This is a genomic window from Sharpea azabuensis DSM 18934 (assembly GCF_000702165.1).
Classification (GTDB): Bacteria; Bacillota_I; Bacilli_A; order Erysipelotrichales; family Coprobacillaceae; genus Sharpea; species Sharpea azabuensis.
The window spans coordinates 35,889-52,822 of sequence record NZ_JNKU01000013.1 but is presented as its reverse complement, the minus strand read 5'-3'; the positions used below and the strand labels follow the sequence as shown (position 1 = coordinate 52,822).

Genomic DNA, 16,934 nt, shown 5'->3' with positions numbered 1-16,934 from the left:
GCTGCCCGCAAAGTAATAAACTACTGTATCGCTAATGATATAGGCGCTCTCGTAGTCGGTTACAACGAAACGTTTCAGCTTAACAGCCATATAGGGAAGCGGAATAATCAGAACTTTGTAAACATCCCATACGGTCAGCTCCGCAGCAAGCTTGAATATCTCTGCAGGCTGAATGGCATTGTATTTGTAAAGCAGGAAGAGTCCTATACATCAAAATCATCATTCTGGGATCAGGATGACATCCCTGTTTACAATGCTGATAATCCAAGAGGATATCAGTTTAGCGGCAAAAGAGTACACAGAGGGCAGTATAAAACCGCAAATGGGAAAACAATCAATGCAGATGTCAACGGAGCACTGAACATCATGCGTAAAAGTAGCGTTGTGGATGTCAACATCCTATACGGTAGAGGCGAAGTGGACATGCCTGTAAGAATAAGGATTGCCTGACTTGTCAGGTGGAAACTTAAATATCAAACTTCTTAAATAGAACCGTCAGGTTCTTAGAAGCCACCTACCTTTAGGTGGGTGGTAGTTCACTCTTTTGTCTTATTGTGATGCTTGATAATGACATAGTTATAGCCACGTTTCTTCGCATCATGTTCAATAACAGCTTTCCAGTCACTCGCCTTTGTATATTCAACGACATAAGCTTTCATGCCATATTTGACAACACGATTAAGAAAAGCTTTCTTTTCATCACTGACTTTCTTATCCTGTCCAAGTGTACGATTCTTTTTATTATACTTTGTATAGACATCTTCTTTTAATACACCAGTGATGAGATCTTTGTTTTCTTTGTGGGTGATGAAATCATCAATAAAGATATGACCATCCTGAATAATGACTTTCATATCTAGCTTGTGGGCATAGTCAAGAAAATGCATCATAACATTGTATGTATTTATATCTTTATGGGAATATTCATAGAGATTGAAACCACGGACATAAAGACCATCATAGCCATTTGTTTTCATGGTATTGATTTGATCTTTGATATGTTTTTGCCATGCATCTAAGGTGATATTGGCATAGGTTGTATTTTTATGTGTGATATTACTATTTTGATAATTTTGATTCTTGTTGGCAGTCATATTGATCTGACCATAAAGGATCGTTGTATGCTTTTTGATTATTGTCGTTGTGTCTTTTGTAAAGGTTCCTTTTACAATGAGTGTTGTGTAGTGTTTTTGAATATGTTCTACCTGTGTTTTGTTCATACCAGTAAGTAAAGCGAAGTTTTCTGTTTTCTTTTTACTACAGCCAGATAAAACAAGTGCACAGAGTGTTAATGTAAGTAAAAATCGTTTCATGTCCTATTCCTTTCAGCTCTTATACAAGTAAACCTTAGCACAAATTCATGAACTTTAAAATAGTCGTCATATGCTTAATTGCCATAAACTCTTAGTTAGAGTATAATATCCCCAGGTGAATAATATGGAGAAAAAACAAAGTTTAAAAAGTACAATTTGGGAATATGTGAAAGTTGTCATAGTGACAGTAATCTTGACATATAGTTTGCTCTTTTTCGTACAGGTCAGTCGTGTTGTTGGACATTCCATGGATCCAACATATCACAATGGTGAAGTCGTCTTAGTCAATAAACGTTTCTATAAGCTAAGTGATGTAAAATATGGAGATGTTGTTGTGGCTGAAGTGAATTTTGGTGATGGTGATGAACAGATCATTAAGAGAGTTATTGGTAAGCCAGGTGATACGATTAGCTGTAAGGATGGTGTAATGTATCGTAATGGCAAGAAACTTGATGAAGGTTATATTATGGAAGATATGGCTAAGGAAAGCTGGAGTTATCATGTGGCTGATGGAAAGCTCTTTGTGATGGGGGATAATCGTAATAATTCTTCTGATTCTAGAGTGCTTGGGGCCCTTGATTTTAAACAGCATATTGTTGGTAAGGTCTTCTTCCATCTTTTCTAGAGTGTTTTATAACACTCTTTTTTGATGCAATATTACTAATATTTCAAAATATTTGATGTATATATTGGATATTTATAAAATGGTGAAAATAAAAGCGCTATCAAAAAATATTCTTTTTGCATTATGAATACTTTGGTATATAATCAGTTTGAATAGGAGGTAGTTGAATGGCTTTCAAATTTGAAATTACAAGAGGTAATGCAATATTAAACTTCTCTGAAGAATTCTGTCAGAGTCGTTGTGAACTGATTGAAAGTGAATCTTTTTTCAGAGTACTACGTAAATTTATTAAGGATAATGCCCGTCGTGAGACAACATTATACACTTACTTACACAAGATTGAATCAGACGATATCGCTTTAGCACACCAGTTAAAAGATATCTTTAGATTATTATTAATTATGGGACCAAGTGAAATTGGTGGCACACGTCCAGAATTCAAGCCATATTTCAGAGATAGTGATATGCTTGAAGAACTCATAGAACAGCTTTATTTATTCTGGCGTAAATTACAACGTTATGCTTTAGTCATCAACGATGAAAAACGTGAAGGTTATCAGAACGTTGGTTTTGCGGATGCCCAGGAAGAATTCGAAAAACTTATCTTACGTACATATCGCACAATTAGCTATCAGGCAACACATAAGACAGAAAAAGTCTTACGTCAGATCACTGCAGGTGTGAATGCTGGCTTAGAGATTACAAGTTTACGTACATCATTACCATATGAATATAGATGCTTAGATGATATCCCATTTATAGAAAAAGTTGTCATCCATCCACCATTTATTATGTATTCACGTCGTAATAAACGTGATGGTGTATTCCCTGAAATCAACTATAACCCAATTGAAGATCATAAGTTTGATCCTGATGAATGGTTCTGTTATCCAGCTAAAGTTGGTGATCAGCTTGCATTCGTTTATTTCAATATTAAGTATATGGCCCAGGGTATTACATTATGTAACCTCTTTGATTTAGCGGATGAATCTGAATATCGTGGCCGTAAACCAGACTTAATCTATGTTTATGGCTATGAAGATAATGAAAAGAATCAGGCATTCTATCAGGATGATAAGAATGATATGATGGTTGCATTACTTTCAGCTAATGATGAATTCGATTACTTCGGCTATATGAAGAAAATGTGTCTAACATTACATAATATTAGACAGATCAACCATGGTAACCTTCCAATTCATGGGGCAATGGTTGTTATGAAACTCCATGATGGTACATCAAAGAATATCGTAGTAATGGGTGATTCAGGAGCAGGTAAGAGTGAAACAATTGAACAAATTAAAGCTCTTGGTGCAGCCTACATTGAAGATATTAAGACAATCTATGATGACATGGGTGTATTAAGCTATGATGCTGAATCACGCAGAGTCAAAACATCAGGTACAGAAACAGGTGCCTTCGTCCGTCTTGATGACTTGGATGCTGGTTATTCATTCAAAGAACTTGATCGCTCAATCTTCATGAACCCAGACAAGAAGAATGCTCGTATTGTTATTCCAATTACTGACTATAAGGATGTTGTTGCTAAGCATGATGTTGATATGTTCTTATATGCGAATAACTATGAAGAAACAGGAGAACCTTTGGAATTCTTTGATAATGAAGAACAGGCATTAAAAGTCTTCAGAGCAGGCCAGCGTATGGCTAAGGGTACAACAACAGAATATGGCTTAGTCGGTTCATATTTTGCTAATCCATTTGGTCCAGTACAGCGTCAGGAACAGACAGACCCTATCTTAAAAGATTATTTTGATAAGATGTTTAAGCAGGGTGTTAAAGTCGGCCAGTTACATACAAGACTTGGTATTAAGGGTAATGAACATAATGGCCCTAAGGACGCAGCACTTGCCATTCTTAGATATATCACTGGTGAAGAAGAACTTAAGAAGTTACCAGATGAAGAATAGTTATTTAGAGAGATTCAGTTAATACTGGGTCTCTTTTTTGCATGCGAAAGCAAAAAGATATGAAATGCCCCATTACTAAAAAGTATTCCACAAAAAATAGAAATCAAATTTATATGCTATATATATCGCTAAAGTATATATCACTTATACAATATGAATATCAAAATATAAATATTGAAATTCAAAATAATACAGTATATAATCCAAATGAATAGGGGGATTCAGTAATGAAGATTGCGATTACAACAGATTCAGGCAGCGGTATTAGCCAGCAGGAAGCAAAACGTTTAGGTATAACTGTTATACCAATGCCATTCATGATTGATAATGAAACATACTTTGAAGGTATAAATATCACAGAATCTGAGTTTTATCAGGCGCTTAATGCTCATTTGCCAATACATACATCACAGCCAGCTGTTTATACATTGGAAGAAGTGTGGGAAAAGTTATTAAAGGAATATGATTATATTGTTCATATTCCAATCTCTAGTGGCCTTTCTGGCACTTGTCAGTCAGCATTACTTGTGGCAAGTGAAGTTGATGAAGAGAGAATTCAGGTTGTTGATAATCGAAAGGTTGCGTTGACGCAAAGACGAAGTGTTCTTGAAGCGTGTGAATTAGTGAAAAGAGGCAAAAATGCTATGGAAATCAAGAATATTCTAGAAGAACATAGTGCGGATAATATGATTTATATTGGCTTAGACACATTAGTTTTTCTTAAAGCAGGAGGACGTATTACACCGGCTGTAGCGACTGTTGGTTCATTGTTGAAGATTAAGCCAGTTCTTACAATCGTGGAAGGAGGCCGTCTAGATACTTACTCTAAGGCACGAAGTAAAAAAGGCATTAAACGTGAAATCATCAATGCCTTAAAGAAGGATGCTTTAGAGAAGTTCGATGATCCAGAAGGCAGGGAGTGCTATTTTGGGGTGGCTTATGCCGGTAATCGTGATGAAGCAGAGGCTTTTGCGAGTGAGATTGCGGAAGCATTCCCATCACGCATGGATGTGCCTATCGCTGTAGAGCCACTTAGCGAGATTGTCGTATGTCATACGGGACCAGGTATTCTTGGGGCAGCTATCATGCATAAACTTCCTGAACTCTAACACCTATTTCATATAAATAATACCTTGATGATAAATAATGTAGTCATTATAATTATCTTTTGAGGTGATTGATCATGAAGATTGCAGTAACAACAGACTCAGGAAGTGGCATCAGCCAACAAGAGGCAAAAGAATTAGGCATTACCGTGATTTCTATGCCCTTCAGTATTGATGAAAAGACGTATTTTGAGGATGTGAATATTGCGGAAGACGCCTTTTATGAAACACTAAAACCTAGTGCAACAATCCATACATCCCAGCCAGAACTCTATACAATTGAAGAAATATGGCAGGAATTATTAAAAGAATATGATGCGATTGTCCATATTCCACTTACAAGTGGTCTATCAAGTACTTGTCAGTCCGCCATCATGCTTGCAAGTGATCTTAATGAAGAAAGAATACAGGTTGTTGATAATCGTAAGGTTTCCTTTTCTCAAAAGATCAGTGTCCTTCAAGCCTTGAAGCTTATTGATGAAGGCAAAACGGCAAGTGAAATCAAAGAACTGCTTGAAGCAAATCGTGACGACAATACCATCTATATTGGCTTAGAGACACTTGATTTCTTAAAAGCCGGTGGGCGTTTAACGCCAGCTGTTGCGGCAATTGGATCAATATTGAAGATTAAGCCTGTGCTTACGATTGTTGAGGGAGGCCATCTTGATACATTCACTAGAGCACGTACGAAAAAAGGCATTAAGAGAGAAATCATTAAGGCATTAAAGCATGACGCAATTGAAAAGTTCAACGATCCTGAAGGAAGGGATTGCTATTTTGGGGTGGCGTATGCTGGAAATAGGGAAGAAGGAGAAGTTTTTGCAAATGAGATTGCTGAAGCTTTTCCTAACCGTATGGATTATCCTATTACTGTTGTCCCACTGAGTGAAATCATTGTCTGTCATACTGGTCCTCATATCTTAGGGGCATCAATCATGCATAAATTGAATAAATAAACAAAGAGGTGGACTAATCGTCCACCTTTTCTATCTCTAAATAACTTCCTACATCAAGCTCTAAATCATAAAGCTTAGCATCTTCCATCTTGAGAATATGCCGTGTTCCTAAAGTATCTTCTACCACAACATCATCCACTTGTACATAGCCATCAGTTCTGCCTTCACAGCCAAAATCAGGTTCCAATATCTCAACAATTTTATAACGCATAAATCCTCCTACTAAAAAAGGGAACAGCTGTTCCCTTCTTATTAATATAATCCCTGAGCCATCATAGCTTCAGCTACTTTTTCAAAACCAGCAATATTACCACCGGCAATTAAATCATAGCCTAAGTTATATTTCTTAGCTGCTGCTACTGAGTTGGCAACGATATCTTTCATGATTGTCTTTAACTTGTTGTCGACTTCTTCAGCAGTCCAGTTATAACGCATAGAGTTCTGAGCCATTTCTAAGGCAGATACAGCAACACCACCGGCGTTAGATGCCTTAGCTGGAGATTCAACAACCTGAGCTTCTCTGAAGACTTTCTGAGCACCTGGAGTTGTAGGCATATTAGCACCTTCAAATACATATTTCACACCAGATTCAATTAATGCCTTTGCATCAGCTTCATCGATTTCATTCTGTGTTGCTGATGGGAAAGCAATATCAGCTTTCACTTTGCCCCATGGCTTTTCACCTGGATGGAACTCAGCACCAAACTTCTCTGCATAGTCTTTTAACTTCACTTCGTTCTTTGTACGGATTTCTACTAAGAAGTCCCATTTTTCTTTTGTATTAATGCCATTTGCATCATAAACATAACCATCTCTACCAGAGATTGTAACAACCTTAGCACCATATTCAGTAGCCTTCTGAGCAATACCCCAGGCAACATTACCATAACCAGACATCACAATTGTTTTGCCTTCATATGATTCATTGAAGTGCTTTAAGACTTCATCACCATAGTAAACACAACCAAAACCAGTTGCTTCTGGACGAATTAATGAACCACCAAATGACATACCTTTACCAGTTAAGACACCATTATTCCAAGAATTAGTGATTCTCTTGTACTGACCATATAAGTAACCAATTTCTCTTCCACCAACACCGATATCACCAGCTGGTACGTCAACATCAGGACCAATATGGCGATAAAGTTCAGTCATGAAGCTCTGGCAGAAACGCATAACTTCAGCGTCACTCTTGCCCTGTGGATCAAAGTCAGATCCACCCTTAGCACCACCGATTGGTAAAGTTGTGAGTGAGTTTTTGAAAATCTGTTCAAAACCTAAGAATTTGATAATAGAAAGGTTAACAGATGGGTGGAATCTTAAACCACCTTTATATGGACCAATGGCAGAGTTGAACTGTATACGGAAACCTCTGTTGACATGTACCTGACCATTGTCATCAACCCATGGTACTTTAAACATAATCTGTCTTTCTGGTTCAACTAGTCTTTCTAATAAAGCAGCTTTTTCATATTCAGGATGTGCTTCAATAACTGGCTTTAAGCTATTTAAGACACCTGTAACTGCTTCTAAGAACTCTGGCTGACCAGGATTTTTCTTTTCTAATTCTTCTAATACTCTTTCTACGTATCCCATCAAGATATCCTCCTCGTATGTAAAATCATTATAGCTAATATTTTCTAAAAGACAAAGTAAATTTTTATCAAAAGAGTAATATGTTATTAAATTTGTATAAATGTAGTAAAATTAATACATATATTTATGAATATAAGAAATAATGAATAAGAAAAAAGAGCAGTACAAGACTGCTCAAAGTTAGGCTTCTTTCTTAGAAGTGAAGACTTTAAATAAGAATACGGCAATCAAGCTGCCAAGAACTGGACCGGCAATAAAGACCCAGACCTGATTAAGGGCTGTGCTTACACCAAGCATCTTTAAGATCAATGCTGGAGCTAAAGAACGGGCAGGGTTAACGGATGTCCCTGTAATCGAATAGCCAAGTAAATGGACAAGTGTTAAGGCTCCACCAATCGCAATACCAGCGACATTCTTATAACGTTCATTCTTTGTTGCACCTAGAACAGTTAAGACAAAGATGCATGTAAGAACGATTTCTGTAATAATGGCACCAGTCACACCAACATTAATAGTGCTAGCGGCATCATAGCCATTCTGGCCTAAGCCAAGAGTTGTAATTGTGGCTTTTGGGACACTCTTTAAAATGGCATACAATAAACCACTACCGGCAAGGGCACCTAAAATCTGACTGATGATATAGAAAACGAGATCTTTTAAAGACAAACGGCCATCAAAATACATCGCAATCGATACTGCTGGATTGACATGACCTCCTGAAATCTTACCAAATCCATAATAAATTGAAGCAAGAGCTAAACCAAAAGCTAAAGAAGTGCCTAGAATTCCGGCAACAGAACTACTATAGACTGTTGCACAACCAGTTCCCATGAAAACAAGAATCAGTGTTCCGACAAACTCAGCTAAATAAGCTCTTAAGTTTACATTTTTCATATAATCTCCTCCGGCACCTATTGTAACATGGTAAATATCTTTGTCAAACAGGTTAAATATGTGATATATTGTGAGCAGGGTGATGATATGAAGAAATACAAAGATATGCGTTTTACAATTATTATTGGAACGATGGCTGCATTGCTTTTTATTTTAACGAATTATACGATGGTTGTGTCAAAGGATTTCACAAGAGGAGCTATTGGCTATGTGATTTGTGTGCTAGCTGTTAGCTTACTTATATTTAGCTATAATGTCACTTTTGATGATAGCTATCTGGTGACTTATGAATGGAAAGTCATTATGTTGATTCCTGTGCTTGTGGAATATAAGGATATTAGAAGCTTTGAAGTTGTAAGCAAGCATCGTATTAAAGTAGGCTATCTTAATCGTACGACAAATCTCTATGTCTTTAATGCTGCTAAAGCGAATGCTGACTATCAGATGCTTAAGGCCGCCTTTGATGACAAGAAAAACAAGAATAAGAAAAAGAGAAAGAAATAATTTCAATTTGAGAAAAAGCACAAACTGCTTTTTCTTTTTGTTTTAAGATGTAAGCAGAGGTGGAATTATGGCATTGAGTATTTCTTTAGCGACCCAGATTGGGGCTTTGTTTTTATTGGTAGTTGTTGGTTATGTGCTTGTCAAGACGGGGGTTTTAAAGGCGCGTGACGCTTCAATACTTTCTAAACTCGTGCTCTATATGTGCGCACCAGCAGCCATTATTATTGCATTCCAGATTGAACTGACACCTAGTCGTATGCAGGGCTTTCTTTTAGCCCTGGGGGCAGCTGTAGGCGTGCATATCCTTTATTTTGGTGTGGTTGGCTTATTGGATCATTTCTGGCATTATAATGCCATGGAAAAAGCCAGTATGATTTATAGTAATTGTGGCAATCTGATCCTGCCTTTAGTGACACTTGTCCTAGGTCAGAAGATGGTCTTTTATGCCTCAGGCTATATGATGGTTCAGACAATCCTGCTTTGGACGCATTGTAAGACCATTATGAGTGGTGATGCACACTTTGAAATCAGGCATATCCTCCTTAATGTCAATATGGTTGCGATTGCGTTAGGGATTATTCTCTGTATTACACATATCCATTTACCAACCATGCTTTATAGTGCGCTCAATTCCGCACAAAATCCCATGGGACCCTTATCCATGCTTGTAGTGGGCATGTTGCTTTCGGAAATGAATATGAAAGAAGCCTTTACCAATAAACGTGTCTATATCATCAGTTTCTTCCGTTTAATCTTACTGCCAGCTCTCTTTCTTGCCATCATTGTCTTATTCCATATCCACAATCTCTTTGTGGGAGCGGATAAGGTCTTGATGATTTCTTTACTTGCGGCAAGTGGTCCAAGTGCTTCCACTGTGACACAGTTTGCTTCCATCTATCATAATGAAGAAAAAGAAAGCTCGCTGATTAATGCGATGACGGTCATCTTCTGCTTATTCACAATGCCATTATTAAATATGGTCTATAGTCTAGCCGTTGGCTTGTAGAACTAATTTATGAAATTAGTTCTTTTTTTTCATACGCTCTTGTGCTATTATTACAACAAGCGAGGTAGATATTTATGAAAAACACAAGAAACTATTCAAAATTACATCGCCATCATCACAGAACCTAGGGTTGTATCATCAGGATACAGTCCCCTTTGACATATAAATAAGGACTGTGATCTAATACTCAATATTTCTAAGTGGGTTATTAGTAACCCGCTTTTTTCTTTAAGGAGAGGAAGTTATGGAAGAATTTAAATATTTAATACCGGAAGAAAGTACGGATGCGGCAAGTCTTGATGCTTCAAAATTGCGTTCAATCGAAAGCCAGCTGAGAAATCTCTTTCAAGCCCATGGTTATGAAGAACTGATGTTACCGACATTTGAATATGCCAACCTTTATCAGGAAATCCGTAATGATAATGAAGAAAGCATGTTTGAATTCGTCAATGGGGAAGGCAAGCTGATTACCTTACGTGCTGACTTTACCGTTCCGATTGCCCGTCTTTACAATAATGCCCATACAAGTGAGACAAGACGTTATAGCTATTTTGGTAAGGTCTATCGTATTCAGGAACGTCATAAGGGAAGAAGCAGTGAACTCTATCAGGGTGGTATGGAACTTCTTGGTAAAGGTGGTTATGAGGGCGATGCTGAGTGCTTAGAACTTGTTGAAGCATCTTTGCAATCCATTGGCATCACCAATTGCAAGCTTGAACTTGGTCATGCAAAATTCTTCCATCGCTTAGAGACGCTCGTACAAGATGAACGTTTGCGTTATATTCTTGATAAGAAAGCAAACTCACTGATGAAAAGCTTTGTGGAAGAAAAAGGCTTTACGGGTTCACTTAAAGAACTCTTATTGAAGCTGCCTTATTCATTTGGTGATATCAATGATTTAAAGAAGATGAGAGAAATCATCGATGATGAGATATTGATTGAAGCGATTGATGAAATGATGGCCATGTATGACATCAGTACTATGAAAGAAAATATGGTCTTTGATCTCTGCATGGTGCCTACTCAGAATTACTATACGGGCATCATGATCAAGGGCTATAGTTACTATTCAGCCTATGCTATTCTCTCTGGTGGACGCTATGATAAGCTCTTAAGCTATTTTGATAAGGAAGTGCCAGCCATTGGCTTCTCCTATCACTTAAATACATTACTTGAAGCATTAAGCAAGGAGGATGAAGCCAATGATTAAAATTGCGATTACGAAAGGACGTATTGAAAAGCAGGTTTGTCAACTGCTCGCTAAACAAGGCTTTGACATGGATCCCATCTTCAATAAAGATCGTGAACTACTTATTGAGACAAAGGATGGCATCCAGATGATCTTTGCGAAAAGCAATGATGTGCTGACATTTCTTGAACATGGCATTGTTGATGTGGGATTTGTCGGATCGGATACCTTAATGGAATCAGATTATGATGATTATTATGAAATGCTGGATCTTGAGATTGGCAAGTGCTACTTCGCACTATGTGCCTATCCAGAATATAAAGAAAAGCATTTTGAACGCCGTAAGAAAATTGCATCAAAGTATACTAAGGTCGCCAAACAATACTTTGCGAACCAAAGAGAAGATGTCGAAATCATTAAGTTAGAAGGTTCTGTTGAACTAGGACCGGTTGTCGGACTGAGTGATGCGATTGTTGATATTGTTGAAACAGGTTCAACACTTAAGGCTAATGGTCTTGAAGTGATTGATAAGGTTGCTGATGTATCAACCCGCATGGTTGTCAATAAAGTCAGCTATAAATATAAACGTGATGAGATCTTTAAACTCATCAATGCATTAAAGGGGGACGAATAACGATGTTGAAAAGAATGACATTTAAGGGGAATCTTAAAGAAATAGAAACAAAATTACATGGCCGTAAGACTGAAATTTCAGCCGAAGTCAACAAGAGTGTTCTTGACATTATTACCAATGTCGCTAATGGGGGAGATAAGGCACTCTTGGAATATTGTGCCAAGTTTGATGGCTTTAAACCAGAAAGTACAGCAGATCTTATTGTAACGAAGCAGGAAATCATGGATGCTGTTACACGTATCGGTCCAGATTTCATTCGTATTCTTGAACGAACAAAAGAGCAGCTGATCACATATCATAAAAACCAGATTGAAAAAAGCTGGGCTATTTATAAGGAAGATGGTGTTATTCTTGGCAGCAAGGTCACACCAATTGATACCGTTGCGCTCTATGTACCAGGTGGAACCGCAACATATCCTTCAACCGTCATGATGAATGCCATTCCTGCTAAACTAGCTGGTGTCAAACACCTCTATATCATTACGCCAGTCAAGGCTGATGGCAAGGTATCGGATGTTATATTAGCTGCAGCTTATGTCGCTGGTATTGAAACAATCTATAAAGCAGGTGGGGCACAAGGTGTAGCTGCTGCTGCCTATGGCACTAAAACCATCAAGAAAGCGGATAAGATTGTTGGACCAGGGAATATCTTTGTCGCCACGGCTAAGAAGTTATGTTATGGCGTTGTTGATATTGATATGATTGCTGGACCATCAGAAATACTTATTGTAGCTGATGAAACTGCTAATCCTAAATATGTTGCTGCTGACTTGATGAGTCAGGCTGAACATGATCGTCTTGCATCAGCTATCCTGATTACGACAAGTGAAAAACTGATTGATGAAGTGGATCAGGAACTTGAAAGACAGGTTGTCAGCTTGCCTAGAGAGGACATTATTCGTGAATCAATTAAGAATTATGGTGGGGCTGTTCTTGCTGATGACTTGAAACATGCCTTTGAAGTCTCAAATGACCTAGCACCAGAGCATCTTGAAGTCTTAACTGCTAATCCTATCGAAGCACTTCCTCTGATCACAAATGCTGGAAGTATCTTCTTGGGAGAATATTCCCCAGAACCTCTTGGTGACTATATGTCAGGGACAAACCATGTCTTACCAACAGGTGGTACAGCGAAGTTCTATAGTGCTTTAGGCGTATATGATTTTATTAAACATTCTGCTTATTCTTATTATCCAAAAGAAGTCTTAGCGACATTTAAGGATGATGTGATGACATTCGCGCATAAGGAAGGCTTGGATGCTCATGCGAATAGCTTAAAAGTGAGATTCGAGGAGGATTAGTCTATGCGAGAAGCACATATTGCAAGAGATACCAAAGAGACTAAGGTCAAGGTTGATTTGAATTTGGATGGAAGTGGCCAGGTAGATGTTTCTACAGGTGTGGGCTTTATGGACCATATGTTGGAACTGCTGGCCTTTCATGGCAAGTTTGACCTCTATGTCAGAGTTGATGGTGACTTACAGGTCGATAGTCATCATACGATTGAAGATCTAGGCATTGTCTTAGGACAATGTCTCAGCCAGGCATTAGGTGACAAGAAGGGCATTACACGCTATGGCGCCTTCACCATTCCTATGGATGAAGCCTTAGTTGCCTGCAATCTTGACTTATCAGGCCGTCCTTTCCTTGTCTTCAATGTCACGCTCGATAATGTCTTGCTTGGCAATTATCAGACAGAAATGACCGAAGAATTCTTTAGAGCCTTTGCCTTCAATAGTGGCATGACCCTGCATTTCAATGAAGCCTATGGCAAGAATATGCATCATGTCATTGAAGCATGTTTTAAGAGCTTTGCAAGAGCTCTTAAAGAAGCCGTAACGATTAATGAGAAATATCGTGATGAAATTGTATCTTCTAAAGGGGTGTTGTAGATGATTGCTGTCATTGATTATCATGTAGGTAATTTGGGTTCAGTCACAAATGCCTTAAGACGTCTAGATATGGATGTTGAAGTTACAAGTGATCCTGAAGTCATTCTTCAGGCTGATGGAGTGATCTTGCCGGGTGTTGGAACATTCCCTGTGGCAATGAAGAATTTAGAAAATGAACATCTTATTGAGGTCCTCAACGAAGTCAAAGCAAAAAAAACACCCATCATGGGCATCTGCCTAGGCATGCAGGTTTTATTTGAAAAGGGCTATGAAGTCGAAGAAACAAAGGGCTTAGGTTTTCTCGATGGTGAAGTGAAGTACATGGATGATGTCAAGGCCAAGATTCCTCATATGGGATGGAATCAGCTTGTCATCAATCATCCCCATCCCTTGTTAAAATATGTTCAGGAAGGAGACTATGTCTACTTCGTTCATTCGTATCGTGCCCATACGACTGATGATGAACTGATTGCCTATGCTTCATATGGCGGTGTGAAAGTACCAGCTGTGGTTATTAAGGATAATGTTATCGGCTGTCAGTTCCATCCTGAAAAAAGTGGTGAAGTCGGCAAGAAAATCTTATTGGCATTCAAGGAGTTGGTATCATGTTAGTCATTCCTGCAATAGACCTGCAAGGCGGTGAAGCTGTCCGTCTTTATAAAGGTGATTATAAACAAAAAACAGTCTATTCTTCCCATCCTGAAGAACTTGCCAAGACGTTTGAAGACATGGGAGCAAAGTATCTTCATGTCGTCGATTTAGATGGTGCTAAGGATGCCAAGGCATCCAATAAGGAAACTATCAAAAAGATGCGTGAGGCCATCTCTATTCCGATGGAACTTGGCGGTGGCATAAGGGATAAGGAAACAGTTGATTTCTATTTAAATAATGTTGGTATTAATCGTGTTATTCTTGGTACGGTGGCCTTAGAGAATCCTGAGTTTGTGAAAGCCTGCATAGAGGACTATGGATCGGAAAGGATTGTTGTTGGGGTGGATATACGTGATGGCTATGTTTCGACAAGTGGCTGGCTAGAAACAAGTCAGGTGTATTATCTTGATTTTATTGATGAATTGGAAAAGATTGGCGTCAAGACGATTGTCTGTACAGATATTTCCAAAGATGGCACATTAACAGGCCCAAGTTTTCCTGTCTATAAGAATATTGCCCAGCACTCCAAGATCCAGTTTGTCGTAAGTGGTGGTGTCAAAGATGATGACGATGTCTATGAAGTCAATAAGCTAGGCTATTATGCATGTATTGTCGGCAAAGCTTATTATGAAGGACGTATTCATCTAGAAGAGGTGATCAAGAATGTTGGCTAAACGTATTATTCCTTGTCTTGATATTAAGGATGGCAAGGTTGTTAAAGGGGTAAATTTTGTGGGCTTGAAGGATGTTGGCGATCCTGTTGAGCTTGCTAAAGAATATGATCGTCAGTGTGCTGATGAAGTTGTCTTTCTTGATATTACGGCAACCTATGAAGATCGCGGAATCATCAAAGATGTCATTCAGCGTGCTGCCAATGAGCTTTCCATTCCACTATGTGTTGGTGGCGGGATTCGCTCACTTGAAGATTTTCGCATGATTCTTTCGGTGGGGGCGGATAAAGTGTCAGTAAACTCAGCTGCCATCAAGAATCCACAATTGATCAAAGAAGCAAGTGATGAATTTGGCGTACAGTGTGTTGTTGTTGCTGTTGATGCTAAAATGCGTGAAGATCATTCCGGCTGGGATGTCTATATTGCCGGGGGAAGAGAAAATACCGGCATTGATCTTCTTGAATGGGTCAAGAAGTGTGAAGCATTAGGTGCTGGTGAAATATTGCTGACAAGCATGGATGCTGATGGGACAAGAGAAGGCTTTGATATTGAAATGTTGAAAACTGTTGTAGAAGCTGTACATATTCCTGTTATTGCCAGTGGGGGATGTGGTGGCAAGGAAGATATTGCTGATGTCTTCGAGAAGACAAATTGTGATGCTGCTTTAGCCGCAAGTCTTTTCCACTACCAGGAAGCTACCGTTGATGAAGTGAAGGAGATATGTGCGAAACGCCATATTCCAGTAAGGAGAAATCGATGAGACCTGATTTTAAGAAAATGCAGAATATGATTCCGGCAATTGTTCAGGATGTCAATACAAAACAAGTCTTGATGTTAGCTTATGTCAATGAAGAAGCTTATGACATGATGTTAAAGACACATGAAACCTATTTCTATAGCCGTTCCCGTCAGGAGTTATGGCATAAAGGTGAGACAAGCGGACATCTGCAATATATCAAAAGCATGTATCTTGATTGCGATGCAGACACATTGTTGATTGAGGTGGAACAGGTTGGTGTAGCCTGCCATACAGGTAGCTATTCATGCTTCTTCAATGAAGTCTTACCAGAAGTCAAAAAGATTACTTTTGTAGGTGATGAACATGCGTAAGATTGACTATCATCTGCATACAAGATTCTCTTTTGATTCTGAGGCAAATCCAGAAAGCTATATTCAAAAAGCTATTAAAGATGGCTTTGATGAAATCTGTTTTACAGATCATCGTGACTTTGACTATCCCATCGATCCCTTTGAACTTGATCTATCAAGCTATTTTCCTACAATGGAAGCTTTAAGAGATCAATATGCCAATCAGATCAAAGTAAAGATTGGTGTAGAAATGGGATTGGACACAGATCATATTCAGGAAATTAATGATTTTGTAGCTAGTGCACCATTTGACTTTGTCATTGGCAGCATCCATGTCATCCATCATACGGAATTCTATTATGGTGAATATTTCAAAAATAAAACAAAGGAAGAAGCCCACAAAGAGTTCTTCCTTGAAACACTCAAATGTGTACAGACCTTTGATTGTTTCAATATCCTTGGACATCTTGATTATATAATGCGCTATGGTCCATATACTGATAAAAGTGTGGATCATCAAGCCTATCAAGATATCATTGATGAAATACTTTTAACGTTAATTAAAAAAGGTAAAGGCATTGAAGTCAATACATCGGGCTATAAAGTGAATAAGACATGTGGTTTTCCTAACTTTGATATCATCAAACGTTATTATGAATTAGGCGGCAGAATTGTCACTGTGGGCAGTGATAGCCATGTCGTAGAAACAGTTGGCAGCCATGTCGAAGATGTCTTAAAGGCTTATCAAAAGATTGGCTTTGAAGATGTCACAACCTTTACAAAGCGCAAGAAAGATAGCTAGGCTGTCTTTCTTTTTCGTTAAAAAGAATGCAAGAAGCTAGGAAGAATGTTATAATGGGGCTAGATGTAATGGAGG

20 protein-coding genes are annotated in these 16,934 nt (G+C 38.3%); 16 read left to right on the top strand and 4 right to left on the bottom strand.

Annotated features, from left to right (window positions below; translation table 11 throughout):
- The coding region (locus T529_RS13450; RefSeq protein ID WP_033162370.1) for a zinc ribbon domain-containing protein at positions 1-450 on the top strand (450 nt) is incomplete at its 5' end.
- 86 nt (positions 451-536) lie between these two features.
- Here the strand turns inward: T529_RS13450 and T529_RS0104185 are convergent.
- A complete protein-coding gene (locus T529_RS0104185; RefSeq protein ID WP_033162369.1) occupies positions 537-1,313 on the bottom strand; it encodes a hypothetical protein in 777 nt (258 codons plus the stop codon).
- 124 nt (positions 1,314-1,437) lie between these two features.
- Between T529_RS0104185 and lepB the strand changes: the two genes are divergently transcribed.
- The 4 genes from lepB (at position 1,438) to T529_RS0104165 (ending at position 5,928) form a co-directional block, all read left to right on the top strand.
- Positions 1,438-1,938, top strand: coding sequence for a signal peptidase I (gene lepB, locus T529_RS0104180; protein WP_033162368.1), 501 nt, complete (start codon positions 1,438-1,440; stop codon positions 1,936-1,938).
- Between the two features lie 167 nt (positions 1,939-2,105).
- Positions 2,106-3,866, top strand: coding sequence for a P-loop NTPase family protein (locus T529_RS0104175; protein ID WP_033162367.1), 1,761 nt, complete (start codon positions 2,106-2,108; stop codon positions 3,864-3,866).
- Positions 3,867-4,093: 227 nt separating this feature from the next.
- On the top strand, positions 4,094-4,975 hold the full coding sequence (locus tag T529_RS0104170) for a DegV family protein (protein WP_033162366.1): 882 nt from the start codon (positions 4,094-4,096) through the stop codon (positions 4,973-4,975).
- Positions 4,976-5,049: 74 nt separating this feature from the next.
- Positions 5,050-5,928: a DegV family protein gene (locus tag T529_RS0104165; protein ID WP_033162365.1), complete on the top strand. Its 879-nt coding sequence runs from the start codon at positions 5,050-5,052 to the stop codon at positions 5,926-5,928.
- Positions 5,929-5,941: 13 nt separating this feature from the next.
- On the opposite strand, the gene T529_RS0104160 is transcribed toward T529_RS0104165, so the two are convergent.
- The 3 genes from T529_RS0104160 to T529_RS0104150 form a co-directional block, all read right to left on the bottom strand.
- Positions 5,942-6,139: a hypothetical protein gene (locus T529_RS0104160; protein ID WP_033162364.1), complete on the bottom strand. Its 198-nt coding sequence runs from the start codon at positions 6,137-6,139 to the stop codon at positions 5,942-5,944.
- A gap of 41 nt (positions 6,140-6,180) precedes the next feature.
- Complete coding sequence (gene gdhA, locus T529_RS0104155; RefSeq protein ID WP_033162363.1) at positions 6,181-7,527, bottom strand: NADP-specific glutamate dehydrogenase; 1,347 nt, start codon at positions 7,525-7,527, stop codon at positions 6,181-6,183.
- Between the two features lie 180 nt (positions 7,528-7,707).
- Positions 7,708-8,421, bottom strand: a complete 714-nt coding sequence (locus T529_RS0104150) for an MIP/aquaporin family protein (RefSeq protein WP_033162362.1) — start codon at positions 8,419-8,421, stop codon at positions 7,708-7,710.
- An 87-nt stretch (positions 8,422-8,508) separates the two neighbouring features.
- Between T529_RS0104150 and T529_RS0104145 the strand changes: the two genes are divergently transcribed.
- The 11 genes from T529_RS0104145 (at position 8,509) to T529_RS0104095 (ending at position 16,859) form a co-directional block, all read left to right on the top strand.
- Positions 8,509-8,925, top strand: coding sequence for a hypothetical protein (locus T529_RS0104145; RefSeq protein ID WP_033162361.1), 417 nt, complete (start codon positions 8,509-8,511; stop codon positions 8,923-8,925).
- A 67-nt stretch (positions 8,926-8,992) separates the two neighbouring features.
- Positions 8,993-9,931, top strand: coding sequence for an AEC family transporter (locus T529_RS0104140; RefSeq protein ID WP_033162360.1), 939 nt, complete (start codon positions 8,993-8,995; stop codon positions 9,929-9,931).
- A gap of 244 nt (positions 9,932-10,175) precedes the next feature.
- Positions 10,176-11,141: an ATP phosphoribosyltransferase regulatory subunit gene (locus tag T529_RS0104135; RefSeq protein WP_033162359.1), complete on the top strand. Its 966-nt coding sequence runs from the start codon at positions 10,176-10,178 to the stop codon at positions 11,139-11,141.
- Positions 11,134-11,754 (top strand): ATP phosphoribosyltransferase, encoded by a 621-nt coding sequence (gene hisG / locus T529_RS0104130; RefSeq protein ID WP_033162358.1) that lies wholly within the window; start codon positions 11,134-11,136, stop codon positions 11,752-11,754. The genes T529_RS0104135 and hisG overlap by 8 nt, the downstream gene beginning before the upstream one ends.
- Before the next feature lie 2 nt (positions 11,755-11,756).
- Positions 11,757-13,055 carry a histidinol dehydrogenase gene (gene hisD, locus T529_RS0104125; protein WP_033162357.1) on the top strand — a complete coding sequence of 433 codons (1,299 nt, stop codon included), beginning with the start codon at positions 11,757-11,759 and terminating at the stop codon, positions 13,053-13,055.
- Positions 13,056-13,058: 3 nt separating this feature from the next.
- On the top strand, positions 13,059-13,646 hold the full coding sequence (gene hisB / locus T529_RS0104120) for an imidazoleglycerol-phosphate dehydratase HisB (RefSeq protein ID WP_033162356.1): 588 nt from the start codon (positions 13,059-13,061) through the stop codon (positions 13,644-13,646).
- Positions 13,647-14,258 carry an imidazole glycerol phosphate synthase subunit HisH gene (gene hisH, locus T529_RS0104115; RefSeq protein WP_033162355.1) on the top strand — a complete coding sequence of 204 codons (612 nt, stop codon included), beginning with the start codon at positions 13,647-13,649 and terminating at the stop codon, positions 14,256-14,258.
- Positions 14,252-14,971, top strand: coding sequence for a 1-(5-phosphoribosyl)-5-[(5-phosphoribosylamino)methylideneamino]imidazole-4-carboxamide isomerase (gene hisA, locus T529_RS0104110; RefSeq protein ID WP_033162354.1), 720 nt, complete (start codon positions 14,252-14,254; stop codon positions 14,969-14,971). Before hisH ends, hisA begins: the two co-directional genes overlap by 7 nt.
- The gene (gene hisF / locus T529_RS0104105) at positions 14,961-15,728 is read left to right on the top strand and encodes an imidazole glycerol phosphate synthase subunit HisF (RefSeq protein WP_033162353.1); all 768 of its coding nucleotides are present in this window, start codon (positions 14,961-14,963) and stop codon (positions 15,726-15,728) included. The genes hisA and hisF overlap by 11 nt, the downstream gene beginning before the upstream one ends.
- Positions 15,725-16,078 carry a phosphoribosyl-AMP cyclohydrolase gene (hisI, locus tag T529_RS0104100; RefSeq protein WP_033162352.1) on the top strand — a complete coding sequence of 118 codons (354 nt, stop codon included), beginning with the start codon at positions 15,725-15,727 and terminating at the stop codon, positions 16,076-16,078. Before hisF ends, hisI begins: the two co-directional genes overlap by 4 nt.
- On the top strand, positions 16,071-16,859 hold the full coding sequence (locus tag T529_RS0104095; protein WP_033162351.1) for a histidinol-phosphatase HisJ family protein: 789 nt from the start codon (positions 16,071-16,073) through the stop codon (positions 16,857-16,859). The genes hisI and T529_RS0104095 overlap by 8 nt, the downstream gene beginning before the upstream one ends.
- Positions 16,860-16,934 lie beyond the last annotated feature (75 nt).

Excerpts from the sequence above, each read along its gene's own strand:
- T529_RS0104185 (WP_033162369.1), bottom strand. The coding sequence starts at position 1,313 with ATGAAACGATTTTTACTTACATTAACACTCTGTGCACTTGTTTTATCT.
- lepB (WP_033162368.1), top strand. The coding sequence starts at position 1,438 with ATGGAGAAAAAACAAAGTTTAAAAAGTACAATTTGGGAATATGTGAAA.
- T529_RS0104175 (WP_033162367.1), top strand. The coding sequence starts at position 2,106 with ATGGCTTTCAAATTTGAAATTACAAGAGGTAATGCAATATTAAACTTC.
- T529_RS0104170 (WP_033162366.1), top strand. The coding sequence starts at position 4,094 with ATGAAGATTGCGATTACAACAGATTCAGGCAGCGGTATTAGCCAGCAG.
- T529_RS0104165 (WP_033162365.1), top strand. The coding sequence starts at position 5,050 with ATGAAGATTGCAGTAACAACAGACTCAGGAAGTGGCATCAGCCAACAA.
- T529_RS0104160 (WP_033162364.1), bottom strand. The coding sequence starts at position 6,139 with ATGCGTTATAAAATTGTTGAGATATTGGAACCTGATTTTGGCTGTGAA.
- gdhA (WP_033162363.1), bottom strand. The coding sequence starts at position 7,527 with ATGGGATACGTAGAAAGAGTATTAGAAGAATTAGAAAAGAAAAATCCT.
- T529_RS0104150 (WP_033162362.1), bottom strand. The coding sequence starts at position 8,421 with ATGAAAAATGTAAACTTAAGAGCTTATTTAGCTGAGTTTGTCGGAACA.
- T529_RS0104145 (WP_033162361.1), top strand. The coding sequence starts at position 8,509 with ATGAAGAAATACAAAGATATGCGTTTTACAATTATTATTGGAACGATG.
- T529_RS0104140 (WP_033162360.1), top strand. The coding sequence starts at position 8,993 with ATGGCATTGAGTATTTCTTTAGCGACCCAGATTGGGGCTTTGTTTTTA.
- T529_RS0104135 (WP_033162359.1), top strand. The coding sequence starts at position 10,176 with ATGGAAGAATTTAAATATTTAATACCGGAAGAAAGTACGGATGCGGCA.
- hisG (WP_033162358.1), top strand. The coding sequence starts at position 11,134 with ATGATTAAAATTGCGATTACGAAAGGACGTATTGAAAAGCAGGTTTGT.
- hisD (WP_033162357.1), top strand. The coding sequence starts at position 11,757 with ATGTTGAAAAGAATGACATTTAAGGGGAATCTTAAAGAAATAGAAACA.
- hisB (WP_033162356.1), top strand. The coding sequence starts at position 13,059 with ATGCGAGAAGCACATATTGCAAGAGATACCAAAGAGACTAAGGTCAAG.
- hisH (WP_033162355.1), top strand. The coding sequence starts at position 13,647 with ATGATTGCTGTCATTGATTATCATGTAGGTAATTTGGGTTCAGTCACA.
- hisA (WP_033162354.1), top strand. The coding sequence starts at position 14,252 with ATGTTAGTCATTCCTGCAATAGACCTGCAAGGCGGTGAAGCTGTCCGT.
- hisF (WP_033162353.1), top strand. The coding sequence starts at position 14,961 with ATGTTGGCTAAACGTATTATTCCTTGTCTTGATATTAAGGATGGCAAG.
- hisI (WP_033162352.1), top strand. The coding sequence starts at position 15,725 with ATGAGACCTGATTTTAAGAAAATGCAGAATATGATTCCGGCAATTGTT.
- T529_RS0104095 (WP_033162351.1), top strand. The coding sequence starts at position 16,071 with ATGCGTAAGATTGACTATCATCTGCATACAAGATTCTCTTTTGATTCT.